A 25875-nucleotide genomic window follows, 5' to 3' on the forward strand; every position below is an offset into this window, starting at 1 on the left:
GGGCTCACCGGCCCGTGGGGAACGACCCGATCTCCACCACACGGGCCCAGTCCGGCGGCGAGTCCGGTACGTAGTCCGGGTCCTCCTCGTCCCACGAGTCGTCCGGCCGAGGGAACAGCCCCACCACCGTCCGGCACGCCGGCCGGTCCTCCGGCCAGGGCGTCTGTCCGTCGGTGAGCACCACGACGACGTCGGGTCGGGGCCGCGCCCGCAGCGCCGTGGCGAAGCCGGTCCGCAGATCCGTACCACCACCGCCCATGAGCGGAATGCCCTCACCGCGGCACAGGGAGTGCACCATCCCGGCCGCCGCGTCGCACGGCACCACGCTCACCAGGTCGCGCCGGCCGCCCACGGCCCGCGAGATGGCCGCCACCTCCAGCAGCGCGCTGCCCAGTTCGGCGTCACTGACCGAGCCGGACGTGTCGATGACCACCGACACCCGGGGCGGCCTGCGGCGCAGGCTGGGCAGCACCACCCCGGGGAAACCGGCCGAGCGCCGCGACGGACGGCCGTACGAGTAGTCCTCGCCGACGCCGGGAGCGGAAGCCGCCGAGCGGACGGCCGCACCGAGCAACTCCCGCCACGGCTGCGGCGGATGGAACGCCTCCTCGGCCCACCGCCGCCACCCCTGCGGCGAACTCCCCGGACGGCCCTTGATGCCCTGCGCCACCCGGAAGCGCACCGCGTCCCGCTCCTGCTCGCTGAGCCCGTGCGCGCCGTCCGGCCCCAGCTCCCACTCCCGTTCCAGGCCGTCGGCGCCGCTGCCGCAGTCCAGCCAGGCCAGGCCCTGCGACCACGGCCCGAGCCGGAACCGGGTCAGATAGTCCTCCATCAGCTGCCCCGGATCGAGGCGCAGGTCACCCGGCATGGCGGCACCCGTGGGCCGGGCCAGCCCGTCGCCGTACACGTCGTCGTTGATCTCGAAGTCCGCCGCGATGTTCATCCGCAGCCGCTCGCCCGGCCCGGTCAGGCCGCGCTCCCGTGCGACCCGCTCACTGCGCCCGTGGTGGTCGCGCAGCAGATGCGACACCTCGTGCACCCACACGCCGGCCAGCTCCTCCACCGGCGTCCGGTCCACGAACCCCGGCGAGACATAGCAGCGCCAGTACCGGTCCACGGCCATCGTCGGCACCTGCCGCGACTCGACGGTGTGCAGGGCGAACAGGGCCGTGGCCAGGTAGGGCCGGGCGCGGGCCGCGTGCAGCCGGGCGGCGAACAGCTTGTCGAGGTCCAGGCCGCCCCGGCCGTCCTCCGTCATCGGCCCGCCTTCCCGGTCGCCGCCGCGGTCCGGGCCGCCGCGTGGTCCGCCCGCCGGGACAGCGACACCACCCCGGCGAGCTGCTCGATCGACGCCGGAACATCCCAGTCCTGCTGCCGCAGCGAGGCAAGCGTCGTCGCGGGTACGACCACCAGGTCCGGCGCCCCGGTCTCGACCGCCCGCACCAGCAGCGCCCAGGCCGCGTCCCAGCGGGCCCGGTCCGGACGCGCCCGGACCGCCGCGACCACCCCGTCCAGTACGGCCTGACGCAGATCGCCCCGCTCGGGCAGCTCGGCGCCCGCCGGATCGGCCAGCAGGAGCTCGGGGTCCGGCAGGTCCATCCGGTCCACGCTCGCGAGCAGTTCGAGCCCCGGACCGTCGCCCACGGTTCCCCGGACCAGGAGGGACAGCACGTCCCGGGCGGAACCGGCCGCGGTCGCGAAGGCGATCAGCCGCACGGTCATCTCCCAGCTCCGCGGGGACGGCCAGGGCCCGCCCCGGCGCGCCTCGCTGTTCGGCAGCCGGTGCACCAGTCCGGGACGACCCGTCAGCAGCCCGCACACCGCCCGCCGGGCGAACTCCACCGCCTCCGGCAGTCTCCCGGGATCGAGCCGGGGGAGCGTCGCCCGGGGCCAGGTCCCGCCGAGGCCGCGTACGACGACCTCGTGGTCGTGGGTCCACTGCAGATGGACGAACCGGTTGGCCAGCGGCGGGCTCAGCTCCCAGCCGTCGGCCGCCGAGGAGCGCGGGTTGGCGGCCGCCACGATCCGCACACCGGGCGGCAGTTGGAGCGCGCCGATGCGGCGCTCCAGCACCAGCCGGAGCAACGCGGCCTGCACGGCAGGCGGCGCGGTGGACAGCTCGTCGAGGAACAGCAGTCCACGCCCGGCCCGCACCAGTCGCACCGCCCAGTCCGGCGGCGCCATCGGCACGCCGTGCTCTGCCGGGTCGTCCCCGACCACGGGCAGCCCGGAGAAGTCCGACGGCTCGTGCACGCTGGCGATCACCGTGGTCAACGGCAGGTCCAGCGCCGCCGCGAGCTGGGTCAGCGCGGCGGTCTTGCCGATTCCCGGCTCGCCCCACAGCAGCACGGGCAGGTCCGCGGCGACGGCCAGCGTCAGGGCCTCCAGCTGGGTGTCGGGGCGCGGTTCGGTGGTGGTGTCGCCGAGCAGCGTCAACAGGTGGTCGGCGACGTCGAGTTGGGAGGTGGAGGCGGGGTCGTCGGGGATGACGGACGTGACGAACGGAGTGCACGTGGGCATATGTGATCACCTTTGGGTTGTGGCGAGTCGGACGTGAGAGTGCCTGGACAGGCGGTGAGCGGCGTGGGTCAGCGACCGGCGGTGTGGCGTGGGTGTGAGCGATGGCCGGCGGGGCGGCGTAGGCCCGGGCGGATGCGATCCGGTCCGGGGCCGACCAGGCCGGCCCTGAACAGCCCGTAGGCGATCCGCCGTTCGGCGGCCGCTTCCAGTTCGTCGCGCAACGGGCCGTCCCGGAGCATGGCTTCGGGACCGAGCAGCCCCTCGACCACGGCCAGCGCGCCCTCGGTGTCGCCGTGATCGAGGCGCTCACGAACGCCGGCCAGGCAGTCGGGGCGGCGGTGTGCCTGGTCGATGGCCTGGAGACAGGGGAGGGGAGTGCCGCTCAGTGCGGCGAGCAACTCCTCACGACGGACCTCGGCCGGATCGTGGTCCAACGGCGCCAGCACCCCGCCGACCAGGGCGATCCGATGCGTGGCGCCCCGGCACTCCACGAAGTGGGGTTGCCCCGCCAGGTCCGGGCTTCGGGCGGGCCCGGTCGGCGAACACCCCGGCACGAGGGCCGTTGCGACCAGTGGGTGCAGTCGATCGGCCTCGATCAGTCCGCTGCGGAGGAGTTCCAGGTCGGGCAGCACCCAGGTCGCGGCGTCGGGGAGGACGGGCAGGCCGTGGGCACCCGCGTCCGCGGACGCCCGCGCGATCCGTACGGCGGAGGCGCCGGGACCGTTCCCGGCTTCGCCCCCGCCGGTGGCGGCCAGGTCCAGGACCAGACGGTTCCGGCCGTCGACCCGCACCAGAACCCGCCGGGCAGCTCTGCCTTCGGCGCGGAGCAGAATCTCCGCCTCGGCCGGCCACCGGTCCACGGCACACGGCCGTTCCCGTGGCACATCGAGTTCGACCGGGAGGCCTGCCGAGCCGGTTGGCCGGTCGGCCCCGGACCGCGCCCGCAGCTCGTCCGTCCTGCGCACGTCCCACAGGTGACGGTGCAGGTCGAGACGGAACCGCGCATTGGGACGAGGATGCGGATGACGGCAGGCGCCGCGCTCCGCCAACGACCCGTCCCACACCCCGAGGCTCATCCGCTGACCGGCATCGGCCCAGGCGGGCGGCGTCCGAACCACGAGATGCACAGGGCGCGGGTCGCTGGAGCCCGGGCCATCGAATGCATGGCCGTCGGGTCTCTGGCCGTCGGGCCCTGTCCGGTCGTACCGGGCCAGCGCCACGGTCAGCCCCGGCCGCAGCAACCCGTCGGGAGCGACCCTCGGCATGTGCCAGCGCAGCAGATCCGGCGCCAAGTGCCGCAGATCGTCCCGGAGTCGGGCCGCGAGGTCCCGGCCATGGGTCCGGGCCACGGAACGCAGGTCGAGATCGACGTCGACCCGTGCGGCGGCACACGCCCCCGCCCAGTCCCCGGCAAGACGCCGGGCCGTCGCGGTCTCGATCATGGAGGGCGGCACGGCGAACTCGCGCACGCGCAGCCAGCGGGAGAGTCGGGAGGAATCCCCGTTCGCGGTCTCGGTGAGCATCAGCACTCACCTTGCGCGGACGGGACCCCCAATCTGACATGAGAGTGAGTGGTCATCGCGGGGAGCGTAACGTCCTTCCGGGTCGAGACGCGAGACATTTTCGCGGGGCGCGTAGGCCGTGTGTGGCCACGGGGTTCAAAGGAAGTCGTTGCGCTGGTCGACGGTCATGGGCCGCGTTCCCTGCCACTGTCGCGCGCTCAGCAGCCGGGTCCGCTCGGCCGTCCGGCGCAACGCCTCGATCGCACCGCGATCCAGGGCCGCACCGCTGTAGCCGACGTAGGCGACGACACCGGGCTCGGGCTCCCACGCGAGGATCGCGTTGCCGACGACCGCGTCCGTCACGACCGCGGGTCTGCCGTGCACCGTGCCGGCCGCCCGGGCACCCACCGCGTACAGCCGGTCCTCGACGCCACCGCAGCGGACGACTCCCGTGAAGAGCAGCCCGTTGCCCAACTCCCGTGCCTCACCCACCTCTTGGGAGCCGTACCGGGCCTCGCGCACGACGTGCGGGCGGGCGGGGCCCGTCGACACCACCGAGAACCCGGCAGGCGCCTTCACTTCCGGGCGACCCGACACGACCGACGTCGCGTCGGCTATCTTCGCCAACTGCTCCCATGGCAGATCGCCGCGGACCCGTGCGTAGGAGTCGCCCAGCGGCCATATGAACTCGCCGTCACGGCCCGACCCCGCCGCCTTGTCGAAACGTATCGGGCTGCCGGCCGGCGGCTTGTGCACCGGGTACGTCACCACGGCCCCGTCGTGCCCCAGGGATCCGGTGTCCGACCGGCGCACCGTCACCGTCCACGGGCCGGTGGTCGCCGTCCGGTCGTGCCGGTTCAGCGTGTTCCTCCCGGCCGTGGCCCCCTTCCCGGTGATCACCAGTCCGGGCGTTTGGTCCCGGGCCACGGACAGAGCCGAATCCGTCAGCGGAGAGCCGTCGGTCGGCGAGGCCGACACCCGCGGTGAACTCCGAGGCGCCGCCGACCGCCCGGCGTGCCCGCCGGTCACCGTGACGAGGCCCGCCACGACCGCCGCGACGGCCACGCAGACCACCGCGGTCACGAGCAGCCATCGCGGCGGTTTCCACGGCGGCCGGTCCGGGCCGCCACCGCTGAGCACCTCGGTCATCGGGCCGGCCCTCCCCGCTCCCGATCGGGCCGCGCTGTGTCACATCGCTTCATGTCCTGTGTACACCGCTCGCGGCCGATCGGTTCCCGGTCCGCCGTTCATCGGTTCCCGCGCCGCCGCCCATCGATCCCCGGTCGTCAGCCGTCCGTGGCCCGCGCGGGCAACGCCCACTTCTCCTCGATCCGGCCGTACCGCCAGATGAGCAGGGCCGCCGCCCACGTCACGACGAACAGCAGGACCACGGCGTAACCGACGCTGTTGAGGTCGAGCCCGCCGACCCACTCCCAGAACACCCCGTGCAGCGAGAGCTTCTCCGCGGCGATCGACAGCAGCTCGACCGTGCCGATGACGAGGGCCGCGGCGACCGACAGACCGGTGATGGTGATGTTGTAGAAGACCTTGCGGACCGGGTTGGAGAAGGCCCACGAGTACGCGAAGTTCATGAACGAGCCGTCGATCGTGTCGAGCAGGCTCATGCCCGCCGCGAACAGCACCGGCAGGCACAGGATCGCGTACCAGGGGATACCGGCCCCGGCGGCCCCGGCCGCGAGGAACAGCAGCGAGACCTCGGTGGCCGTGTCGAAGCCGAGGCCGAACAGGAAGCCCAGCGGGTACATGTGCCACGGCTTGCCCACGGCCCGGGTCGCCCGGCCCAGGATCCGCGTCATCACACCGCCCGACGCGCCCAGCTGCGCCTCCAGGTCCGCCTCGCTGTGGCCGCCCGAGCGCATCCGGCGGAACACCTTGAGGATGCCGACCAGCGCGACCAGGTTGAAGGCGGCGATGACGTACAGGAAGACACCCGACACGGACGTACCGATGAAGCCGAGCGTCGCGTGCAGCGAGGAGCCGTCGTCCTGCACCGGGCCGGCGAGCGAGCGCACGCCGAGGGCGAAGAGCAGGGCCAGCAGGAACACCACGGAGGAGTGTCCGAGGGAGAAGAAGAAGCCGACGGAGAGCGGGCGCTGCCCGTCCGAGATCAGCTTGCGGGTCGTGTTGTCGATCGCCGCGATGTGATCCGCGTCGAAGGCGTGCCGCATCCCGAGCACGTACGCCGTGACACCCAGCCCGATGCCGAAGGCCCCCTGTCCGCCGCCCAGCTCGAAGTGCTTCGGCACCACGATCAGGATGAGCGTCCCCCACCCGATGACGTGCAGCGCGAGGATCGCGGCAGCCAGTCCGCCGGCCCTGGCCCATTCACGCGGGGTGAGGGCTCCGCGAACACGCCGGACGAGGCCCGGCCGGGGCTGGGTGGCAACGGTCATGGTGTGTCCTCGGTTCCCGCTGGTGCTCGACGTCGTGATCCATCCTTCATGGCATTCGTTGCCCAGGTGCAAAAGGATTGCAATAACTTCGCCGAGGCGGGCTCTTCCCCCGAGCCGTCTCACACGGTGCCCTCCCGCATCGCGTCGGAGATGGACTTGGCCCCTCCGTGCGCGGTGAGGCCGCCGTCGACGGGGATGTCCGCGCCGGTGATGAAGGATGCCTCGTCCGACAGCAGGAACACGACGAGCGAGGCGACCTCGTCGGGGGTTCCGGTGCGGCCGAGCGGCGTCTCCCGGATGTTCGCCTCCCGGAAGGCGGGCGCGGCCGACGCGGTCATGTCGGTCTCGATGAAACCCGGGTGCACGGTGTTCACGCGGATGCCGCGCGGGCCCAGCTCCGTGGCGGCCGCCTTCGACAGGCCCCGCAGCGCCCACTTCCCGGACGTGTACGCGACCGGATAGTGGCCGGTGAGCGCGGCCGTGGAGCCGACGTTGACGATCGACGAGCCCGCCGGCATCAGCGGTGCCAGGTGCTGGATGCCGAGGAGCGGGCCGGTGACGTTGACGGCGTGGACGCGGGCGAGGTCCGCCGGGCGTACCTCGCCTAGGCGGGCCCGCCAGGTGATGCCCGCGTTGTTGACCAGGCCGTCGACGCGCCCGTACAACTCCTTCAGCTCGGCTGCCAGCCGGGCCCACTCCTGCTCGCTCGTGACGTCCAGGTAGCGGCAGGTTCCGTCCGGTTTCACGTCGGTGGGTACGACATGGGCGCCCGCGCGCATGAGGGCCTCGGCCTCGGCGGCGCCCTGGCCGCGGGCGGCGCCGGTGACCACGACGACCTTGCCGAGCAGCCCCTTCACGGCCGCTCCCGGGTACGGCGGCGGGCGGACGGCAGCGGTACCGGATCGGCGCCCGGGACCACGGTGTTGGAGATCGTGCCGATGCCCTCCACCGTGAGCGTGACGGTGTCACCGGGACGCAGGGGCGGCGGGTCCTGACGGCCACGTACACCCCAAAGCTCCGCCAGGCAGCCGCCGTTGCCGCAGGTGCCCGAGCCGAGCACGTCGCCGGGGCGCACGAAGGTGCCCCGTGAGGCGTGCGCGACCATCTCCTCGAAGGTCCAACTCATGTTGGACAGCAGGTCCTTGCCGACCACCTCGCCGTTCACCGAGGCCGTGAGGCCCAGCCGCAGGAAACCGTCGGCGTCGCGATACGGCTCCAGCTCGTCGGCGGTGACCAGGTACGGGCCGAGCGTGGTGGCCGTGTCCTTGCCCTTGCAGGGACCGAGGTTGACCCGCATCTCACGGGACTGGAGGTCGCGCGCGGACCAGTCATTGAAGATCGTGTAGCCGATGATGTGGTCGCGGGCCTGCTCCGGCGTGAGGTCGCGGCCCTCGCGGCCGATGACGGCGGCGACCTCCAGCTCGAAGTCCAGGACCTTCGAGCCGGGCGGCACCGGGACGTCGTCGTACGGGCCGATCACCGCGTACGGGTTGGTGAAGTAGAAGGTCGGTGCGTCGTACCAGGCCTCCGGTACTCCGCCGGTCCCGTCGATCGAGCGCCGTACGCCCTCGACGTGTTCCTCGAAGGTGACGAAGTCCCGCACGGTGGGCGGCTCCAGCGGCGGAAGGAGCCGTACCTCGGACACATGCGGGCCGGCCGGGGCGTCGAGGGCGGTGGCGCCGGTGTCGAGCAGCGGGTCCGGGCCGCCGGTCCTCGCGAGCAGCTCCGTGAGCGAGCGTGCGCCGGGGACCGGGTGGAGGGTGCCGTCCTCCTCGACGACGGCGACCCAGCGTTGGCCCTCGTGTGCGTAGGTGGCGAAGCGCATCAGGCGGGCCTCACACCGGCGGGGCGACGAACACGCCGCGGTCGACGTCGTTGAAGGACTCCTTGGCGACGAGCTCGTTCATCGGGTTGGCGGTGCCCCACTGGTCGGTGACCTCGGGCTGCGAGAAGTCGTACACGTGGGGATGCCAGGTGTCCTCGTCGAGGACCTCCAACTCGGTCGTGTACTCGACCGTGTTGCCGTGCGGGTCCAGGAAGTACGTGAACGTGTTGTCGCCCGCCATGTGCCGGCCCGGACCCCAGACCTTCCTGTGGCCCGCCCGGATCACCCGGCCCGAACCCCGCATGTACTCGTCCAGGCCGCGCATCTCGAAGGAGACGTGGTGCAACGCCGTGTGCGGGCCCTGCGCGATCGCCATGGAGTGGTGCTGGTTGCTGATCCGCATGAAGTGCATGACCTCGCCCATGTGCGGAGAGCTCAGCGTGTCGGAGAGCCGGAAGCCCAGGTGGCGCTCGTACCACTCCCGAGTCCGGTTCAGGTCGGGGGAGTTGAGGACGACGTGCGACAGCTTGACCGGGATCGCCTCCTTCTCCTCGATCCTGCGGTGCTGCCGGACCTCGACGTCGGCGGAGACCTCGACGGTGCGGCCGTCGACGTCGAAGAAGCGGAAGCCGTAACCGCCGCCCGGGGTCTCCACCTTGCCCGGCCGCGAGATCAACTGCACGCCACCAGCGAGGAGTTGCTCGGCCAGCGTGTCCACGTCGGCGGCGCTCGCGGCCCCGTACGACACGAGGTCCAGGCGCTTCTCGTCGGCCTTGCGCAGCCGGACGACGTACTGCTCGGGCGAGCCCTCGGCGGCCAGGAAGGAGATCCCGGAGTCCTCGGCGACCTTGGTCAGGCCCCAGACGCCGGCGTAGAAGTCGAGCTGCCTGTCGTAGTCGGGCACCGCCAGGTCGACGTGCCGCAGATGGGTGAGCAGACGCATGAGTTCAGTCCTTCCGGAGGAGGGTGGTCGCGTTGCCGCCGCGTACGGCGTGGAAGTCGGAGTCGGACAGCCGGGCGGCGCGCAGTGCGCCGACGGGGTCGTCGGTCCCCATGTCGAAGGGGAAGTCGGAACCGAGCAGCACCCGGTCGGCGCCCGCCGCACGGATCAACTCCCGTAGTACGGCGGGGTCGTGGACCAGGGAGTCGAAGTACAGACGCCGCAGATAGCTGCTGGGCAGGTGGGCGCAGCCCGCGCTCGCGTCGGAGCGGGCCGACCAGGCGTGGTCGGAGCGGCCGATGTGGGTGGGCAGGTAGCCGCCGCCGTGCGCGGCGATCAGCTTCAGGCCCGGGTGGCGGTCCAGTACGCCGGAGAAGATGAGGTGGGACAGCGCCACCGCGTTCTCCGTGGGCTGGCCGACGGTGTTGGACAGGTACCACTGGTCGAGGCGTTCGTCGAGCGTGCAGCCGAAGGGATGCAGGAACAGGATCGCGCCCGTCTCCTCGGCCCGCGTCCACAAGGGCTCGTACGCCGGGTCCGACAGCTCGCGACCGGGAGCGTGCGAGGAGATCTCCACCCCGGACAGGCCCAGTTCCAGGGCGTGTTCGAGAGCGGGCACGGCCTGCTCCGGATGCTGCAACGGGACGAGCCCGAGGCCGTGCAGCCGGTCCGGGGCCTGTGCGCAGTGCGCGGCCGTCGCCTCGCCCGCGAGCCGGTACACCTTCTCGGCCGTCGCCTCGTCCGCCCAGTAGTGGTAGTGCGAGGGCGACGGGCTGACCAACTGCACGTCCACGCCCTGCGCGTCCATCGCGGCGAGCCGCACGGCGACGTCGGTGAGCCGCGGGAGGCGCTCGCGCACCATCGGCCCGCTCACGGCGAGGGCGGCCGGACCGTTGCGGCGGGCGTCCAGCGCCCGGGCCGCCGCGAGGCCGGGATGATCGGCGACGGCCGCCTCCACCTCGGGGACCAGGAGGTGGGCGTGGACGTCAACGGTCGGTGTGGTCACGGCAGCTCCCTGAGCGGGGTGAGGGTGCGGGTGATCAGACCGGGTACGTCGGCGTCGCGCACGCCGTCCAGCTGCCACTGCCCGAGCTGGACGGACGCCTCGACGACCGGCCGGACCCGTCTGATGCGGCGCTCGTAGAACTCCTGGAGCAGCGCCTGGTCCCACTCCCGCCCGCCGGTCAGCAGCTCGGCGAGCACGGAGGCGTCCTCCAGGGACAGGGCCGCCCCCTGCGCCAGGGTGGGCGGGCAGCAGTGCGCGGCGTCGCCGATCAGGACGACCCGGCCGCGGTGCCAGGAGCCCTCCACCAACAGGCGGTCGAACCAGGTGTAGTTGACCTTCGCCGGGTCCGTGATGTGCTCGGTGATCTCGGTCCAGAAGCCGCCGTAGCTCCGCGCCAGCCGGCGCATCTCGTCCGCGTAGGAGGCCGGGTCGATGAGGGCACGGTCGCGGCAGGCCTCGACGACGTACGCGTAGATGGTGGTCTCGCTCGTCGGGCAGTACCCCGCGATGTACGCCGGGCCGCCGTACGCGAGGTCCGTGCGGACCAGACCCTCGGGGCGCGGGGCGGGGGCGCGCCAGATCGCCATGCCGGTGGGCTCGGGTTTCTCGGAGATCCCGATCGCCGCGCGCGTCGCGGAGTTGAGGCCGTCGGCGGCGATGACCAGGCCGTAGCGGCCCTCGGTGCCGTCGCTGAACCGTACCGAGACGCCCTCGGCGTCCTGTTCCAGGGCCTCGGCGGTGGTGCCCAGGCGCACATCGGCGCCGGAGGCGCGGACGGCGTCGATGAGGATCTGCTGGAGCCGCGGGCGCTGCATGCCGACCGTGGCGGGCAGGTCGTCACCGCCGGTCCGGATGTCCTCGTGGGCGAAGAGCAGCGTGCCGTCCGGGGCGGTCACACCGAGCGATCCGAAGGCGAACCCGGAGGCCTCGACCTGCTCCCACACGCCGAGTTCGCGCAGCACGCGCAGCGCGTTGCCCTGCAGCGTGATGCCGGAGCCGACGGTGGCGTTCCAGTCGGGCCTGACCTCGACCAGGTCCACCTCGACGCCGGCGCGGCGCAGCAGGACCGTCACGGCGTTGCCGGCGGCGCCGCCGCCCACGACGAGGACTCCGCTGGGGTTGCTCATGGGGAACTCCCTTGTTCCGCCGGTTACTTGACGGCGATCGGATTGACCGGAGAGCCGACGGCCCCGGTGATGGGCAGGGGCGCGGCGGTGAGCCAGAACGCGTACACGCCGTCCGCCGCGCAGTCCGCGGCGAGCGCGTCGAGGTCCCACATCTCGCCGATCAGCAGGCCGATGTGCGGGATGGCGACCTGGTGCAGCGGCTGGAAGGCGATGTCGAACTCGTTCGGCCGCACCTCGAAGCCCCAGGTGTCGGTGGCGATCGCGGCGATCTCGGTGCGGTGCAGCCAGCCGGCCGTGGTGAACGACAGACCGGGCGAGTCGCCGCCCGCGTAGTCGCCCCAGCCCTCGCGCCGGGCCCGGGCGAGCCGCCCGGTGCGTACGGCGACGATGTCGCCGCGGCCGACGCGGACACCGTGCGCCTCGGCGGTCGCGGTGAGGTGCTCCTCGGTGATGGCGAAACCGGCGGGCAACTCGCCGTCCATGCCCGCCACTCGGCCCACGTCCAGCAGCACTCCGCGTCCGGCGACGTGCGGTGCCATGTGCTCGATGCCGGTGACCAGGTCGCCGTCGGAGGTGACGACCTTCTCCGCCCGCCGTCCGTTCCAGGCGTTGCCGTGGTCGAAGATGTGCCCCAGCCCGTCCCACTGGGTCGAGCACTGAAGCGGCATCGCGATCACGTCGTCGGCGCCGCCGATGCCGTGCGGGAAGCCCTGGTTGCCGAGGGCGGCGTCCGTGCCGGTGTCCAGCATCGTGTGCACGGGGTTGGTCCGCCGGCGCCAGCCCTTCTGCGGGCCGTTCATGTCGAAGCTCTGCGAGAGCGAGAAGCTCTCCCCGCGCCGCACCAGGGCGGCGCCCTCGCGCCGCTTGGCCCCGTCGAGGAAGTTGAGCGTGCCGAGCACGTCGTCCGAGCCCCAACGCCCCCAGTTGGAGCAGGACTTGGCGGCCTCGGCGATCGCGCCCTCGGGGTCCGTCCGGTCCGGGCTCATGCAGGCACCTCCGTGACGCATCGGGTGCGCTGGGCGCCGAGCCCGGTGATCGAGCCGTCCATGACGTCGCCGCCCCGCAGCAGCCGGCCCCAGTGCATGCCGTTGCCGGCCGGCGACCCGGTCAGCACCAGGTCGCCCGGCAGCAGTCGCGAGGTCTGCGAGATGTACGACACCAGCCGTGCGACCCCGAAGAGCATGTCCTTGGTGGACTCGTCCTGCATGGTCTCGCCGTTGAGCCTCAGCGTGACCCGAAGGTCGCCCGGGTCGGCGATGGAGGCGGCGGGCACGATCCACGGGCCGAGCGGGGTGAAGCCGGGCGCGTTCTTGGAGCGCAGCCAGTCGGTGCCGATGGCCGCCATGTCCCGGCGGAAGACGGTCGCGCGATCGGTGAGGTCGTTGGCGATCGTGTAACCGGCGACGTACTCCAGGGCCTCCTCGACGGGCACCCGGTGCGCGGGGCGGGAGACGACCGCCGCCAACTCCAGCTCCCAGTCGGGCTTTTCGGCCCAGTCCGGCAGGACGACGTCGTCGTACGGACCGGTGATGGCGCTCGGCAGGCCGATGAAGACGTACGGCAGGTCCTCGGCCGCCCGCCGGTCCATGACCGCGGCGATCTCCGCGCGGGCCTCCTCGACTGAGCGCGGGTCGTCGGGGGAGCGGTGCGCGACGTCCAGGTCGATGACGTGCTGCCGGTAGTTGGCGCCGGACTGGAAGACCTGCCGGGGCTCGATCGGGGCGTGCACGCGCAGTCCGTCCAGGGGCTGCCGGTCGGCGGAGTCGTCCGCCGCCAGCTCGTGCAGCCGCGGGAGCACCTCGTCCCAGCGCTCCACGAGCCCGCGGACCGTGAGCGCGGGCTCGGCGAGCGCCACCCGAAGGTCCAGCACCCGGCCGTCGGCGAGCACCAGACCGGGGAAGGCGGGCCGCTGCGGCGCGGAGAGGGTGCCCAGGGCGAAGGGGCCGGAGAAGGGGGCGGAAGGGGCAGCAGGTTTCACGGGCATGTCCTCCTGATTGCGGTGCGACTAATCTGGCCCCCCGTCTCGTAATCTGGGAAATCGATTCTGTGGATGAGGATCATCCACCGCGTCTATGCCGGACCATCCACCCTGTTGATGCCGCAGTCCTCTGGATGCCGCAGTCCTCGCAAGCGGGAGCGCACCGTGAACCTGGCCAGCCTCGACCTCAACCTCGTCGTCGCGCTGCGCGCCCTCCTGGAGGAGCGCAACGTGACCCGCGCGGGCCGCCGGATCGGCCTCAGCCAGCCCGCGATGAGCGCCGCCCTGGCCCGGCTGCGCCGCCACTTCGACGACGAACTGCTCTCCCGCGTCGGCGGCCACTATGAACTGACCGCACTCGGCCAGGTCCTCCTCGACCGCACCTCCACCGCCTGCGACCTGCTGGAACGCGTCTTCACCAGCCAGGCCGACTTCGACCCGGCGGTCGAGGAGCGCGAGTTCACCATCGTCTCCTCCGACTACGCGGTGGCCGTCTTCGGGACCGAACTCGCCCGCACCGTCCACCAGGAGGCGCCGGGCATCCGGCTGCGCTTCGTCCAGACCCCGCCGGGCATCGTCGAGCAGATCGGCACCCTGCTGAGCACCACCGACGGGCTGCTCATGCCGCACGGCATCATCAGCGGCTTCCCCGCCACCGAGCTCTACGAGGACCAGTGGGTCTTCCTCGTCGCCGACGACAACCCCGAGGTGGGCGAGCGCCTCACCCGGGACGACCTGGCGCGGCTGCCGTGGGTGACGTACCAGCGCACCTACGATGCTCCGGCGGTCCGCCAGCTCGGCATGATCGGTATCGAGCCGCGGGCCGAGGTGTCCGTCGACGCCTTCACCCTGCTGCCCTTCCTGGTCGCCGGCACCCGCCGGATCGCCCTGGTCCAGGAGCACCTCGCCGACCGGCTGCGCGGACTCGCCCCCGTGCGGATCATGCGGGCGCCGTACGAGGCCGTACCCCTGCGGGAAGCCCTGTGGTGGCATCCGGTGCACACGCACGACGCCGCGCACATCTGGCTGCGCGAGACCGCCGCACGGGTCGCGGCCTCGGTGCTCGGACAGGACATCCACGAGGTGGATGAAGGTGATCCGGCAGATCGATCGCCTGGGTACTAGGCGCGGGCCAGCGGGTGACCCATAGTCGGGTCAGTTCCTGACGCCCGCCGCTCGATCGGGCGCAGTCCCCCCGGGTGCACCGGCGCTCCCCCTCCTGTGGCAGGCCACGGCGGCGGTACGGCACGGCACCCCCTGGCACCGCTCGTGGAGTCCCCGCATGCCCGGATCCGCTTCCCTGCCCGCGCCCGCCGACACCGCCACCGCCAACGCTCCGGGCGACCGGAAGCCCGGCGGCGCGCCGCGCGCCGCGCTCCTCATGGCCGGCAGCTGTCTGCCGGTCCTCGGCGCCGTCCTGATCGCCCCTGTGCTGCCGAAGATGCAGGACCACTTCGACTCGGTGCCCGGCGCCAGGACGCTCGTCCCCGTGGTCCTGACGATCCCCGCACTCGCGCTCGCCCTGCTGGCACCCTTCGCGGGCGTCATCGTCGACCGGCTCGGCCGCAAACGCCTGCTGGTCGTCGCGACCGTGCTCTACGCCCTCTTCGGCACCGCCCCGCTCTGGCTGGACTCGCTCGGCGCGATCGTCGCCAGCCGCGTCCTGGTCGGCATCACCGAGGCCGCGATCATGACGTGCTGCACCACGCTGATCGGCGACTACTACACGGGCCGGGTGCGCGACCGCTACCTCGCCCTGCAGACCATGTGCGCCTCGGCTTCCGCGACCGCGTTCTTCGTCCTGGGCGGCGCGGCCGGTTCGGCGGGCTGGCGCGCGCCCTTCTGGATCTACGCGGTGGGCCTGCTGCTGGCGCCCGCGATGGCCGCCGCCCTGCCCCGGCCGGGTGCGCCGAAGCCCGTGACCGCCGAACACGCCGACGAGCGGCGGCCGTTCCCGGTCCGCCGCCTGGCCGGCATCTGCGCGCTGACGGTGTTCGGGGCGTTGGTCTTCTACACCGTGCCCGTCGAAATGTCGTACCTGCTCGACGACTTGGGCGTGCGGGCCACGAGTGTCATCGGCCTGGCGACCGCGCTGGCCAGCGCCGCGACGGTGGCCGGCTCGATCACCTTCACAAAGCTCGCCGGCAGTCCCGAGCGCCGGCTGCCCGCGGTGTTCGCCCTGTGCGCGGCGGGCTTCGTGATGATGGCCCTCGCAGGCAACCCTGTTCTGCTGGTCGCCGGCGGGATCCTCAACTGCCTCGGTACGGGCGTCCTGTTGCCGTCCCTCCTCACGACGGCGATGTCCAAGCTCGACTACGTGGACCGCGGGCGCGGCACCGGCCTGTGGACGGCGGCCTTCTTCGGGGGCGAGTTCGTGTGCCCGCTGGTGCTGATCGGCTTGGAGTCGGCAACGGGCGCCCTGTCCACGGCAGTCGGCATCCTGGGCCTCGCGTCGGCGGTGGTGGCGGGTGGCCTCCGCCTCGCCCGGCGCGGGGGCTCGGAGGTGGCCTTGGCGGCTCGGGAGGACTGAGCGCTCCGCTGGATGTGCCGCGATGTGTCGTCGCTCGGCTGCGGCATCGCCGTGGCCGACCGCGCCCAGGCGGCGGAGCCGCAAGTCGGTACAGCCCCGCGCCCCTTGGCGGCGCTGCCGAACCGCGGTCGGCTTCACACGGTCCCCTTGGCAGCGCCCGCCCTCGCCGATCAGGCCCGCATTCCGCCGTCCACCCGCAGCACCGTCCCGGTGACGAACGACGCGCGGTCGCTCAGGAGCCATGCCGCCGCCTCGGCGATCTCCTCCGGGGCGGCCGCGCGGCCCAGGGGGGTCTGGGCGGCGGACTGGGCGATGATGCCGGGGGAGCGGGCCTCCCAGTCCTCCATCATCTCCGTGAGCGTGGTGCCGGGCGCGACGGCGTTGACGCGGATGCCCTCGGGGCCGTACGTCGCCGCGGCCGACGCGGTGAGGCTGTTGAGCCCGCGCTTCGCCGCCCCGTACGCCGGCAGCCAGGGGTTGGCCATCAGGCTGCCGATGCTGGAGTTGTTGACGATGGCCCCGCGGCCGGCGGTGGCGCGGATGGCGGCGATCTCGGCGCTCATGGCGAGCCACGGGCCCTTGAGGTTCACGGCCAGGATGCGGTCGAACTCGGCCTCCGGCAGCTCGTCCAGCGGCCCCGGGTCCTGCCCCGTCGCCCCGTTGTTGAAGGCGACGTCGAGACGGCCGTACAGCTCCACGGCCCGGTCGACGGCGGCACGGACACTGTCCGGGTCGGCGAGGTCGCACCGCACGTGGTCCGCGGTGCCCCCGTCCGCCCGGATCTCCTCCGCGACCGCCTTGAGCTGGGCCTCGGTACGGGCCGTGAGCAGTACTCGCGCACCCTCCCGGGCGAACAGCCGGGCCGCGGCGGCGCCGATGCCGCGCCCGGCGCCGGTGACGAAGGCGACCTTCCCGGAGAGAAGGCCGACGGGGGATGTGGTGGGTGTGTTGTTCATGCCTTCGAGCCTGTGCCGTGCCCGCGTCCCCATCCAGGCACCGGCGGTACCTGGCTGCGCGTCTCCGTGTCCGCGCACACTGGAGACGTGGACCGACAAGAGCTGGCCGCCTTCCTGCGCAGCCGACGCGAGCGCATCACCCCCGCCGACGTGGGCCTGCCCGGCGGGCCCCGCCGCCGTACGCCGGGGCTGCGGCGCGAGGAGGTGGCGCAGCTGGCGTACATGTCGACCGAGTACTACACGCGCCTGGAACAGGCCCGCGCCCCGCACCCCTCACGCGAGGTGCTGGGCCAACTCGCCCGCGCCCTGCGCCTGTCGGACGCCGAACGCGACCATCTGCACCACCTCGCCGGCACCCCGCAGGGACCGCCCCCGGGCCCGTGCCGGGAGGTGCGGCAGAGCATCGTCGACCTGCTGCACCGCCTGCCGCAGGCCGCTGCCATCGTGCTCTCCGCGTCGTACGAGGTCATCGCCTGGAACGAACTGGCCGCAGCCCTCATGGAGGACTTCTCCGCACTGCCCCGCCGCGACCGCAACCTCGTCCGGCGTGCCTTCCTCGGCCCGCGCCCGCACGGCCGAAGGCTGTACGGCGTCTCGGACGCGGACGAGTTCGCCCGCTCCTCGGCCCAGCACCTGCGCGCCACCGCCGCGCGTTACCCGGACGACCCCGAACTGACCGCGCTGGTCGGCGAACTCCTCGCCGGCAGTGAGGAGTTCGCCCGTCTGTGGGCCGGCCACGACGTCACCGCCGTGCCCACCCTCCGCAAGACCTTCGACCATCCGCTCGTCGGCCCGGTCACCGTCAACTGCGACGTCCTCGACATCACCGACCAGGACCAGCGCGTCGTCATCTACACCGCGGCCCCCGGCACCCCGTCCGCCGAGGCGCTGCGCCTGCTGTCGGTCGTCGGCACCCAGCGGATGGGCGTGCCCGGCTGACGGCTGCGGGTCACCCACGAAGCGCGGCGATTCACCGACGAAGCGGGGCGAATCATCGGCCAGGCGTGGCGAATCAGCGGCCAGGCGTGGCGAATCATCTGCCAAGCGTGCCGATGCACCGGCGAAGCATGGCGCCTCATCGGCCAAGCACGCCGATTCACCGGCCAAGCGCGGCGAGCCACCCGGGAAGCGCGGCGCGTCACCCGGGAAGCGTGGCGAGCCACCCGGAAGCGCGCCGCGTCACCCCCGCCGCGCGGCGATGCTCAGACCGTTGGCGGCGACGACCGCCCCGATCCCCGCCCACTCCGCCCAGCCCAGCCGCTGTCCCAGCGCCACCAGCCCGACGACCGCCGCGAGCACCGGATTGACGCTCATGAACAACCCGAACGCCTGCGCCGGCACCCGCCGCAGCGTGAACAGGTCCGCGAGATAGGGCACCGCCGAGGAGAGCACCCCGGCCGCCACGGCGTACCCCACCGCCGCGACGGTCGGCGGCCGGTGCAGCACCAGGACGATCCCGACCGGCAGGAACATCAGCGCGGACACGGCGGCCGCCGCCGCGGAACCCCCGGCGCCGGGGATCTGCCGGCCGACTGCGCGGTTGAGCAGGATGTACGAGCCCCAGCAGACAGCGGCGAGCAGACCGAGGCCCATGCCGACGTAGTCCGTCGAGGGCTGCGGGCGCATCAGCGTGACGACACCGGCCGCGGCGATCACCGCACAGCAGGCGTCCACCCGGCGCCGCGCGGCGGCCAGCGCGACCGTGAGCGGCCCGAGGAACTCCAGCGTCACCGCCAGCCCCAGACCGATCCGGTCGATTGCGCTGTACAGGGACAGGTTCATCGTCCCGAAGACCACGGCCAGCAGCAGCACGGGCCGCCACTGCCGCCGGGTGAACCGGCGCAGCCGCGGCCGTCCGACGGCCAGCAGCACGAGCGCGGCGACGTACTGACGTACCGCGACGACCCCGAGCGGGCCCAGCACGGGGAAGGCGAGGGAGCCGAGCGCGGCGCCGGTCTGGTTGGACAGACCGCTGCCGACCATCGTGACGACGCCGGCGAACCGCTGCCGTTCGGGGGCGGGGGAGGCCTGCGGTCGGTCGACCGCGGCAGGTGCGGGTGCGGAGCGCATGCCCCGATCGTGGGACGGCCCGGGTCATACGCAAAATGCGCCGGCACTTCGATCCATACGATCGAGTCATGGATGCCAAAGGGGATGCCAAAGATGCCAAGGTGGAGCTCAGGCAGTTGCGCTGTCTCGTCGCGATCGTCGACGAGGGCACTTTCACGGACGCGGCCATCGCCCTCGGCATCTCCCAGGCCGCCGTCTCCCGCACCCTGGCCTCCCTCGAACAGGCCCTGGGGGTACGGCTGTTGAGGCGCACCTCCCGCGTGGTCACCCCGACCGCGACCGGCCTGCGGGTGGTGGCACACGCCCGCCGGGTCCTCGGCGAGGTGGCCGACCTGGTCCAGGCGGCCGGCTCCGACCACACCACCCTGCGCATCGGCTACGCCTGGTCGGCCCTCGGCCGGCACACGCCCGCCTTCCAGCGGCGTTGGGCCCGGGCCCATCCGGACACGGACCTGCACCTGATCCGGGTCAACTCATCGACCGCGGGCCTGGCGGAGGGCGCCTGCGACCTCTCCGTGGTGCGCCGGCCGCTGGGGGAGGACCGCCGCTTCGACTGCGCCATCGTGGGCCTGGAACGCCGGCTGTGCGCTTTGGCCTCCGACGATCCCCTGGCCAGGCGCCGCTCGGTCCGGCTCGCCGACCTCAGCGGCCGTACACTCCTTGTCGACCGCCGTACCGGAACCACCACCGCCGACCTGTGGCCGCCCGACGCCCGGCCGGAGACCGAGGAGACCCACGACGTCGACGACTGGCTCAACGTGATCGCAGGGGGCCGCTGCATCGGCATGACGGCCGAGTCGACCGCCCATCAGTACCCGAGGCCCGGTGTCGTCTACCGCCCGGTCCGGGACGCCGAGCCCATCGCCGTACGACTCGCCTGGTGGCGCGACGACCCGCACCCCGCCACCGCCGCGGCGATAGAGCTGCTGACCGAGCTGTACCGGGAGGGCTGACCGTCAGGCGACGGCGGCCACGAGGTCGCCGGTGCCGATGGTGCCGGGGCGGAGGGACCAGGTGACGGCGGTGGTCCGCTTGCGGCCGGCGGCGAAGACGTACAGCCGCAGCACCACGAAGCGGCCGATGCCGGCGAGCGCGGAGGCGCCGAGGTAGACGATCTGCTCGGTGAGCATCGACGGCGACGACTGGACGGTGTGCAGCACGAACATCGCCGCGCAGGTCGCCAGGTAGGCCGCCGTGGCCGACCCCGCCGACTGCCAGTGCTCCCGCCAGCCCGCCCGCCGCCCGGTACCGAAGGTGAAGCGGGCGTGCAGCTCGGTGCACAGGAGCGTGGAGACGACGGTGATCACCGCGTTCGCCAAGGCCCACGGCATCAGTACGGCGACCAGCGGCACCGCGAGGCTGGAGAGCACGCCGATCCCGCCGCCGAAGACCACGAACCGGACGAACGAAGCGACCGGGCCGGGGTTGGCGACCGCCATGAACTGCGCCGCCTGCGGCTTGGAGGAGAGCGGCGCGTTCATGGGGTTCCTTCCGACGCACTAGATTGCTTGACTTACGCAATCATAATCAGCATTGCTTGAGTTACGCAAGTAGTGCTTCGGTTTCCGTGATGATGGTCAGCGCCTCCGCGCCGCCCCGACCCGGACCGGCACCGCCAGCAGGACCAGCCCCAGGCCCAGGATCGCCAGCCCGCACCAGGAAGCGGCCGGAAGGCGCTCACCGAGGACCGTCACCCCCAGCACCGCCGCGACGGCGGGCTCGGCCAGTGTCAGCGTCGTCGCCGTGGCGGCGGACGTGCGGCGCAGCCCGTAGCCGAAGAGCCGGTACGCCAGGAAGACGGTGAACACGGCGAGGTACATCGCCACACCCGCGCCGCGGGCCTTGCCGAGCCAGTGCAGGTCGACGAACGGCGCGAACGGCAGGACGAGCAGCCCGGCCGCACCGAAGAGCACGCCCATGACGGCGTCGGACGGGTGCCCGTCGCCGATGAGCCTGCCGCCGATCAGCGAGTACACGGCGTACGACAGTCCGCCGGCCGCGGCCAGCGCGACGCCCGTGAGGTCCAACGGCGTGCTCCGACCGGCGAGTTCGGGGCCCAGCACCAGCAGGGTGCAGCCCAGGACGGCGGCCGTCGTGGCGCAGGACCAGCGTGCGGTCGGCCGGCCTCGCCCGGTGGCCCAGGCCAGCAGTCCGGCGAAGACCGGCGCGCTGCCCAGGGCGATCACCGTGGCCACGGCGACACCCGACCTGGCCACCGCCGGATAGAAGGTGACCGGATATCCGGCCACGGCCGCCGCGCCGAGGGCGAGCAGCCACCGCTCGCGGCCCGTGCCGGCGGCGATCATCGCGCGGGCGCCGCGCGATGTGAGGAACAGCAGGATGCCGCCGAGCACGAGCCCGGCGCAGCCGATGGCGGCAGCCGGTGCGCCGGACGGCGCGAGAGAGGAGGCGGTTCCGGTGGTGCCCCACATCACGGCCGAGGTCAGGATGGGTGCGGGCCCGCTCAGCAGGCGGGTGCGGGCGGGGCGTGGAGCGGCCGGGGACAGGCGTGCGGGAGTGCGGGGAGAAGTGCGGTTCGGCACAGTCGTGATCTTCCGTCGTCGAATGCGTGCGTCAGGGACTCGGTCCGAAACGGGCGCACGACACGGGCCCCCGACCACCCTGCGGGTCGGTCGGAGCCGGAGATCGGTTACGTCGGTGTCTGCGCCCGATCAGGCGCAGAGCGGCGGAAGAACGACGTGCCAGTAGGTGTCCACGCCGCGAGAATACCCAGTGGCCGGACGGGGTGTTATGCACGGTCCGCCTGGTGGACGGGACGCAGTCCGTCGAGGGCGGCCCGCAGGATCGGCTCGACATGGGCCGGCCCGCCGTGGATGCTCGCGACCGCGATGACCAGGTCGCAGACCTGCTCCACGGTGAGGTCGTCGCGCACCTCCTCCGCCTCCTGTGCGGCGACGAGGAGGGCACCGCCGGCGGCCAGTACCCGGGCGCGGTTCTCGCCGAAGAAGGGGTTGTCGCCGTCGGTCTGTGCCAGCAGCTCGGAGGCGATGTCCTGCTTGCCGGTGAAGTAGGCGAAGAAGCGGTGCAGCCAGGCCAGGAACACCTCGCCCGGCGTCTCGCCCCCGACGGTCTCCGCGGCGGCGCACAGCGCGTCGACCTCGTCGGTGTAGAGCGCCTCCAGGAGCTCCCGCCGGCCGGGGAAGTTCCGGTACAGCGTCGCCATGCCGACCCCCGCGCGCCGCGAGATCTCGGCCATCGACACCTGGGCGCCGCTGGGCTCGGCGAACGCGGCCCGCGCGGCCGCCAGGATCCTGTCCCGATTGCGCTCGGCGTCGGCGCGTCTGGGCGGCGAGGGCTGCTGGGCAGAGGGCATGACTTCCTAAGTGGATAGGTTATCCGGTACGGTAACTGGACAGGCTGTCCGTTTCTCTGTGCGGCCTGATTCTACCCATGTGCCGCGACCGTTTCGCGGCCCTTTCGAGGAGCCTCCATGGACTACCGTCCGCTCGGCCGCACCGGCGTCCACGTGAGTCGCCTGTGCCTCGGCGCGATGATGCTCGGCGCTTTCGGCAACACCGACCACGAGGACTCGGTCAAGATCATCCATCGCGCCCTGGACGCCGGGATCAACTTCGTCGACACCGCCGACTTCTACTCCGCGGGGGAGTCGGAGGTGATCGTCGGCAAGGCCCTCGCGGGCGGGCGGCGCGACAAGGTCGTGCTCGCCACCAAGGCCGGCCTGCCGTTCGGTGAGGACGTCAACCAGCGGGGCACGTCGAGGCGTTGGCTCACGGAGGCCGTCGAGGGCTCCCTGCGCCGGCTCGGCACCGACCGGATCGACCTCTTCCAGGTCCACCGCCTCGACCCGGGCGTCGACATCGACGAGACCCTGGGCGCCCTGTCCGACCTCGTCCACGCCGGCAAGATCCGCATGTTCGGCGCCTCCACGGTCCCCGCGTCCGGAATCGTGGAGGCGCAGTGGACCGCGGACCGGCGCGGCCGCGAACGCTTCCGCACCGAGCAGCCGCCGTACAACCTGCTCACCCGGGCCGTCGAGTACGACGTCCTGCCGACCTGCGAGCGGCACGGCATGGGCGTGCTGACGTACAGCCCCCTGGCCGGCGGCTGGCTCACCGGCGCCTACCGCAAGGGCCGGGAGGTCGCGGGCCCGGGTTCGGAGGTCCGCCGGAGCCGCTTCGCCGCGATGTACGACGCCAACTCCACGGCGAACGCGGCCAAGTTGGAGGCGGCCGACGCCTTCGCGACCCTGGCCGAGGAGGCGGGCCTGACCCTGATCCAACTGGCGCTCGCCTTCGCCACCCGCCACCCCGCGGTCACCTCGGCGATAGTCGGCCCACGCACGATGGACCACCTCGACTCGTACTTGACGGCCGAAGACGTCCATCTGACCGACGACGTCCTGGACCGCATCGACGAGATCGTGCCGCCGGGTCACACGGTGAATGTGGCGGACAACATGTGGAACAGCGCCACGACGGCACTGGAACCCGGGTCGCGCCGTCGATAAGCGTGGCGGACAACGCCGTCCAGGGGCGCGGGGCTGTGTTGAATTTGCGGCTACCGCCGCGTGGGCGCGATCAGCCACAACGGCGCCGCAGACGACTCCCGCAACGCCCCTAATCTCGATAGCGCTCGACAACCGCAGCCAAATACCCCCGCAACATCACCTTCGCCTCGTCCAGGAGCGCCTCGTCCCCCCGAGGATCCCGACGAAACGCCTCCTGGGCGAGCGCGTCGGCGGCCAGCACCGCGGCGTGGCACACACGCACGAGCGCCTCCCCGTCCTCCGCAAGGCCGAGCGCGAGAAGAATCCGCCGAACCCCGTCCGCCATACGCCGCTTGTGCTCACGGTCCGCGGCCCGCGTCCGCTCCGTCAGCCCGCTCCCGAACCACAGCGCCCGGAAGCCGTGTTCGGTGCGGTAGATCCCGGCGTACGCGTCGACGAGCAGCCCGACCGGATCCTCCCAGCGCTCACTCGTCGCCGCTTCCACGAAACCGTCCATCGCGGCTTCGAGCTTGGCGAAGTACCCGGCCGCCAGGGCGTCGATGATCGCGTCCCGGTCCGGCAGGTACTGGTACAGCGAGCCGACCGACACCCTCGCCTCCGCGGCGACCCGGGTCGTGGTGAGCGCCTCCACGCCGTACGCGATGAGCACCTGCTCGGCGGTCTCCAGCACCCGCGCCAGCCGGGCCCTGCTGCGCGCCTGCTGGGGGGTGCGGCGCAGGGGAGTGGCCCCGCCGGGATCCACGGTCGGGTCTGCCACCGACAACCTCCGAACCTGAACGTGACTTTGTTTCACGTTTAGACTACGGTCGCGCCCATGACCGACTCAAGTTCGGAACTGGAGCCGGAGCGGGCCGCGGTCGCGGACGCCTGCCGTCGGCTCGGGGCCGAAGGGCTGCTCATCGGTACGGCCGGGAACGTCAGCGTACGCGTCGAGGACCGCGTCGCGATCACGGCGACCGGTGCGGTGCTCGCCGAACTCACCGCGGACCAGGTGACGTTGGTCGACCTGGACGGCAAGGTCGTGGGCGGCAGCCTCCAGCCGACCTCCGAACTCGACCTGCACCTCGGCGTCTACCGGCGTTACGGCTCCGGCGCGATCGTCCACACCCACGCCCCGATGGCCACCGCGCTCTCCCTGGTCCTCGACGAACTGCCGTGCATCCACTACCAGTTGCTCACCCTCGGCGGAACCGTGCGCGTCGCGCCGTACGCCACCTTCGGCACCCCGGAACTCGCCGAGTCGGTGCTCGACGCGCTCGAGGGCCGCAGCGCGGCCATCATGGCCAACCACGGCGCCGTCACCCACGCGCCGACCCTCGACAAGGCGGTCGAGCACGCCCTGCTCCTGGAGTGGGCCTGCGGCGTCTACCAGCACGCCGCCGCGCTCGGCCGGCCCCGCGCCCTCGACGAACGGCAGCAACTCGCCGTCATCGAGGCCGCGATCGCCCGCAACTACGGCACCACGCACCCCGTACCACCCGAGCAGGAGGGAACCCGATGAAGGTCGTCACGATGGGCGTGCACGTACTGGACGTACTGGTACGGCCGGTCGAGGAGATACCCGAGGGTCAGGGCGCGACCCTCGTCGAGGACATCCGGATGACCGCCGCCGGGACGGCCGCGGGCACCGCGCTCACCCTGGCCAAGCTGGGCGCCGAGGTCCGCACCGCCGGTGCGATCGGCACCGACCCGACCGGCGACCTGCTGCTGCGACTGCTCGAGACCGCGGGGATCGACACCGGGTTGGTGGTCCGCCGTATCGACACCTCCACCTCGGCCACCGTCCTGCCCATCCGCCCCAACGGCGACCGCCCCTCCCTCCACCTCCTCGGCGCCAACATCACCTACGGCCTCGACGACGTGCCCTGGGACGCGCTCGCCGAGGCCACTCATCTGCACCTGGGCGGCCCGGAGTTGATCGGCGCCGAGGTCGCCGCGCGCATCCTGGCGCACGCCAAGGAGCACGACGTGGTCACCTCCGTGGACCTGCTGGCCCCCGGCGAGCTCGGCACGTTCGACCAGATCGAACCCCTGCTGCCGTACGTCGACTTCCTCCTCCCCAACGACGACCAGGTCCTCGGCTTCAGCGAGGAGACCGACCTCGTCACCGGCGCGAAGAAGTTCCTCGCCGCCGGGGCCGGTCTCGTCGCGGTCACCCGCGGCGGCGAGGGCGCGCTACTGGTGACGGCGGAGGGCACGGAAACCGTCCCCGCGTTCGAGGTCGACGTCGTCGACACCACCGGCTGCGGCGACGCCTTCTCGGCGGGCTTCCTGCGCGGCATGAGCCTCGGCCGCACCCCGCGCGAGGCCGCCGTACTGGGCAGCGCGGCGGCGGCGCTGGTGGCGCAGGGGCTCGGCAGCGACCACGGCGACTTCGACCTGCCCGAGGCGGACGAGTTCGCGATGACCCACAAGGCGCGGTCCTGAGAGCCGTTCGGCCGATCGAGTGGTGAGGGTCCGGGCGGGGGCGTACGGTCGAACAGTGGACGACGCCGTTCACTGAAAGTGCGCCACCGCC

General features: G+C 72.6%; 25 protein-coding genes. 7 read left to right on the forward strand and 18 right to left on the reverse strand.

Going from position 1 to position 25875, the window contains the following annotated elements:
• Positions 1–4: 4 nt before the first annotated feature.
• From MQP27_RS29095 to MQP27_RS29150, 12 genes are all read right to left on the reverse strand, one after another.
• Positions 5–1258, reverse strand: coding sequence for a vWA domain-containing protein (locus MQP27_RS29095; protein ID WP_242768919.1), 1254 nt, complete (start codon positions 1256–1258; stop codon positions 5–7).
• Complete coding sequence (locus MQP27_RS29100; RefSeq protein ID WP_242768920.1) at positions 1255–2520, reverse strand: AAA family ATPase; 1266 nt, start codon at positions 2518–2520, stop codon at positions 1255–1257. The genes MQP27_RS29095 and MQP27_RS29100 overlap by 4 nt, the downstream gene beginning before the upstream one ends.
• A gap of 68 nt (positions 2521–2588) precedes the next feature.
• The gene (locus tag MQP27_RS29105) at positions 2589–4043 is read right to left on the reverse strand and encodes an amino acid adenylation domain-containing protein (protein ID WP_242768922.1); all 1455 of its coding nucleotides are present in this window, start codon (positions 4041–4043) and stop codon (positions 2589–2591) included.
• 135 nt (positions 4044–4178) lie between these two features.
• Positions 4179–5171 carry a hypothetical protein gene (locus MQP27_RS29110; RefSeq protein WP_242768923.1) on the reverse strand — a complete coding sequence of 331 codons (993 nt, stop codon included), beginning with the start codon at positions 5169–5171 and terminating at the stop codon, positions 4179–4181.
• 137 nt (positions 5172–5308) lie between these two features.
• Positions 5309–6436 carry a Nickel transporter NicT gene (gene nicT, locus MQP27_RS29115; protein WP_242768924.1) on the reverse strand — a complete coding sequence of 376 codons (1128 nt, stop codon included), beginning with the start codon at positions 6434–6436 and terminating at the stop codon, positions 5309–5311.
• Positions 6437–6555: 119 nt separating this feature from the next.
• Positions 6556–7293 (reverse strand): SDR family NAD(P)-dependent oxidoreductase, encoded by a 738-nt coding sequence (locus MQP27_RS29120; RefSeq protein WP_242768926.1) that lies wholly within the window; start codon positions 7291–7293, stop codon positions 6556–6558.
• Entirely contained in the window at positions 7290–8261 is a 972-nt protein-coding gene (locus MQP27_RS29125) for a fumarylacetoacetate hydrolase family protein (protein ID WP_242768928.1), read from the reverse strand. Before MQP27_RS29125 ends, MQP27_RS29120 begins: the two co-directional genes overlap by 4 nt.
• 10 nt (positions 8262–8271) lie before the next feature.
• Complete coding sequence (locus MQP27_RS29130) at positions 8272–9204, reverse strand: VOC family protein (protein ID WP_242768929.1); 933 nt, start codon at positions 9202–9204, stop codon at positions 8272–8274.
• Positions 9205–9208: 4 nt separating this feature from the next.
• Positions 9209–10207 (reverse strand): amidohydrolase family protein, encoded by a 999-nt coding sequence (locus MQP27_RS29135; RefSeq protein WP_242768930.1) that lies wholly within the window; start codon positions 10205–10207, stop codon positions 9209–9211.
• On the reverse strand, positions 10204–11334 hold the full coding sequence (locus MQP27_RS29140) for an FAD-dependent oxidoreductase (RefSeq protein ID WP_242768931.1): 1131 nt from the start codon (positions 11332–11334) through the stop codon (positions 10204–10206). The genes MQP27_RS29135 and MQP27_RS29140 overlap by 4 nt, the downstream gene beginning before the upstream one ends.
• A gap of 23 nt (positions 11335–11357) precedes the next feature.
• Positions 11358–12320, reverse strand: a complete 963-nt coding sequence (locus tag MQP27_RS29145) for a cyclase family protein (RefSeq protein ID WP_242768932.1) — start codon at positions 12318–12320, stop codon at positions 11358–11360.
• On the reverse strand, positions 12317–13318 hold the full coding sequence (locus MQP27_RS29150) for a fumarylacetoacetate hydrolase family protein (RefSeq protein ID WP_242768933.1): 1002 nt from the start codon (positions 13316–13318) through the stop codon (positions 12317–12319). The genes MQP27_RS29145 and MQP27_RS29150 overlap by 4 nt, the downstream gene beginning before the upstream one ends.
• Positions 13319–13477: 159 nt before the next feature.
• On the opposite strand from MQP27_RS29150, the gene MQP27_RS29155 reads away from it, so the two are divergent.
• Entirely contained in the window at positions 13478–14437 is a 960-nt protein-coding gene (locus MQP27_RS29155; RefSeq protein WP_242768934.1) for a LysR family transcriptional regulator, read from the forward strand.
• A gap of 157 nt (positions 14438–14594) precedes the next feature.
• Entirely contained in the window at positions 14595–15842 is a 1248-nt protein-coding gene (locus MQP27_RS29160; RefSeq protein ID WP_242768935.1) for an MFS transporter, read from the forward strand.
• 170 nt (positions 15843–16012) lie between these two features.
• Here MQP27_RS29160 and MQP27_RS29165 read toward each other — a convergent pair whose 3' ends face one another.
• Complete coding sequence (locus MQP27_RS29165; protein ID WP_242768936.1) at positions 16013–16798, reverse strand: SDR family NAD(P)-dependent oxidoreductase; 786 nt, start codon at positions 16796–16798, stop codon at positions 16013–16015.
• Between the two features lie 87 nt (positions 16799–16885).
• Here MQP27_RS29165 and MQP27_RS29170 point away from each other — a divergent pair, with 87 nt between their 5' ends.
• Positions 16886–17737, forward strand: coding sequence for a helix-turn-helix transcriptional regulator (locus MQP27_RS29170; RefSeq protein WP_242768937.1), 852 nt, complete (start codon positions 16886–16888; stop codon positions 17735–17737).
• Between the two features lie 240 nt (positions 17738–17977).
• On the opposite strand, the gene MQP27_RS29175 is transcribed toward MQP27_RS29170, so the two are convergent.
• Complete coding sequence (locus MQP27_RS29175; RefSeq protein WP_372511337.1) at positions 17978–18868, reverse strand: EamA family transporter; 891 nt, start codon at positions 18866–18868, stop codon at positions 17978–17980.
• 68 nt (positions 18869–18936) lie between these two features.
• Between MQP27_RS29175 and MQP27_RS29180 the strand changes: the two genes are divergently transcribed.
• Positions 18937–19821, forward strand: a complete 885-nt coding sequence (locus MQP27_RS29180; RefSeq protein WP_242768938.1) for a LysR family transcriptional regulator — start codon at positions 18937–18939, stop codon at positions 19819–19821.
• Positions 19822–19824: 3 nt separating this feature from the next.
• Here the strand turns inward: MQP27_RS29180 and MQP27_RS29185 are convergent, their stop codons facing one another.
• The 3 genes from MQP27_RS29185 to MQP27_RS29195 all read right to left on the reverse strand — a co-directional run bounded on the left by MQP27_RS29185 (position 19825) and on the right by MQP27_RS29195 (position 22202).
• Entirely contained in the window at positions 19825–20349 is a 525-nt protein-coding gene (locus tag MQP27_RS29185; RefSeq protein ID WP_242768939.1) for a GtrA family protein, read from the reverse strand.
• Positions 20350–20445: 96 nt separating this feature from the next.
• Positions 20446–21411: a DMT family transporter gene (locus MQP27_RS29190; protein ID WP_242768940.1), complete on the reverse strand. Its 966-nt coding sequence runs from the start codon at positions 21409–21411 to the stop codon at positions 20446–20448.
• Positions 21412–21617: 206 nt separating this feature from the next.
• Positions 21618–22202 (reverse strand): TetR/AcrR family transcriptional regulator, encoded by a 585-nt coding sequence (locus MQP27_RS29195; protein WP_242768941.1) that lies wholly within the window; start codon positions 22200–22202, stop codon positions 21618–21620.
• A 117-nt stretch (positions 22203–22319) separates the two neighbouring features.
• Between MQP27_RS29195 and MQP27_RS29200 the strand changes: the two genes are divergently transcribed.
• A complete protein-coding gene (locus MQP27_RS29200) occupies positions 22320–23357 on the forward strand; it encodes an aldo/keto reductase (protein WP_242768942.1) in 1038 nt (345 codons plus the stop codon).
• Positions 23358–23466: 109 nt separating this feature from the next.
• On the opposite strand, the gene MQP27_RS29205 is transcribed toward MQP27_RS29200, so the two are convergent.
• The gene (locus tag MQP27_RS29205) at positions 23467–24114 is read right to left on the reverse strand and encodes a TetR/AcrR family transcriptional regulator (RefSeq protein ID WP_242768943.1); all 648 of its coding nucleotides are present in this window, start codon (positions 24112–24114) and stop codon (positions 23467–23469) included.
• Positions 24115–24171: 57 nt separating this feature from the next.
• On the opposite strand from MQP27_RS29205, the gene MQP27_RS29210 reads away from it, so the two are divergent.
• Both MQP27_RS29210 and MQP27_RS29215 read left to right on the forward strand, forming a co-directional pair.
• Positions 24172–24858, forward strand: coding sequence for a class II aldolase/adducin family protein (locus MQP27_RS29210; protein ID WP_242768944.1), 687 nt, complete (start codon positions 24172–24174; stop codon positions 24856–24858).
• Complete coding sequence (locus MQP27_RS29215) at positions 24855–25784, forward strand: carbohydrate kinase family protein (RefSeq protein WP_242768945.1); 930 nt, start codon at positions 24855–24857, stop codon at positions 25782–25784. The genes MQP27_RS29210 and MQP27_RS29215 overlap by 4 nt, the downstream gene beginning before the upstream one ends.
• The last annotated feature ends 91 nt before the right edge of the window (positions 25785–25875 follow it).

The sequence above is a fragment of the Streptomyces cylindrosporus genome, from assembly GCF_022698165.1.
Taxonomy (GTDB): Bacteria; Actinomycetota; Actinomycetes; order Streptomycetales; family Streptomycetaceae; genus Streptomyces; species Streptomyces cylindrosporus.

Bases quoted from the DNA above. Each gene is read 5' to 3' on its own strand.
- MQP27_RS29095 (WP_242768919.1), bottom strand. From the start codon at position 1,258: ATGACGGAGGACGGCCGGGGCGGCCTGGACCTCGACAAGCTGTTCGCC.
- MQP27_RS29100 (WP_242768920.1), bottom strand. From the start codon at position 2,520: ATGCCCACGTGCACTCCGTTCGTCACGTCCGTCATCCCCGACGACCCC.
- MQP27_RS29105 (WP_242768922.1), bottom strand. From the start codon at position 4,043: ATGCTCACCGAGACCGCGAACGGGGATTCCTCCCGACTCTCCCGCTGG.
- MQP27_RS29110 (WP_242768923.1), bottom strand. From the start codon at position 5,171: ATGACCGAGGTGCTCAGCGGTGGCGGCCCGGACCGGCCGCCGTGGAAA.
- nicT (WP_242768924.1), bottom strand. From the start codon at position 6,436: ATGACCGTTGCCACCCAGCCCCGGCCGGGCCTCGTCCGGCGTGTTCGC.
- MQP27_RS29125 (WP_242768928.1), bottom strand. From the start codon at position 8,261: ATGCGCTTCGCCACCTACGCACACGAGGGCCAACGCTGGGTCGCCGTC.
- MQP27_RS29130 (WP_242768929.1), bottom strand. From the start codon at position 9,204: ATGCGTCTGCTCACCCATCTGCGGCACGTCGACCTGGCGGTGCCCGAC.
- MQP27_RS29140 (WP_242768931.1), bottom strand. From the start codon at position 11,334: ATGAGCAACCCCAGCGGAGTCCTCGTCGTGGGCGGCGGCGCCGCCGGC.
- MQP27_RS29145 (WP_242768932.1), bottom strand. From the start codon at position 12,320: ATGAGCCCGGACCGGACGGACCCCGAGGGCGCGATCGCCGAGGCCGCC.
- MQP27_RS29150 (WP_242768933.1), bottom strand. From the start codon at position 13,318: ATGCCCGTGAAACCTGCTGCCCCTTCCGCCCCCTTCTCCGGCCCCTTC.
- MQP27_RS29160 (WP_242768935.1), top strand. From the start codon at position 14,595: ATGCCCGGATCCGCTTCCCTGCCCGCGCCCGCCGACACCGCCACCGCC.
- MQP27_RS29165 (WP_242768936.1), bottom strand. From the start codon at position 16,798: ATGAACAACACACCCACCACATCCCCCGTCGGCCTTCTCTCCGGGAAG.
- MQP27_RS29175 (WP_372511337.1), bottom strand. From the start codon at position 18,868: ATGCGCTCCGCACCCGCACCTGCCGCGGTCGACCGACCGCAGGCCTCC.
- MQP27_RS29180 (WP_242768938.1), top strand. From the start codon at position 18,937: ATGGATGCCAAAGGGGATGCCAAAGATGCCAAGGTGGAGCTCAGGCAG.
- MQP27_RS29185 (WP_242768939.1), bottom strand. From the start codon at position 20,349: ATGAACGCGCCGCTCTCCTCCAAGCCGCAGGCGGCGCAGTTCATGGCG.
- MQP27_RS29195 (WP_242768941.1), bottom strand. From the start codon at position 22,202: ATGCCCTCTGCCCAGCAGCCCTCGCCGCCCAGACGCGCCGACGCCGAG.
- MQP27_RS29200 (WP_242768942.1), top strand. From the start codon at position 22,320: ATGGACTACCGTCCGCTCGGCCGCACCGGCGTCCACGTGAGTCGCCTG.
- MQP27_RS29210 (WP_242768944.1), top strand. From the start codon at position 24,172: ATGACCGACTCAAGTTCGGAACTGGAGCCGGAGCGGGCCGCGGTCGCG.
- MQP27_RS29215 (WP_242768945.1), top strand. From the start codon at position 24,855: ATGAAGGTCGTCACGATGGGCGTGCACGTACTGGACGTACTGGTACGG.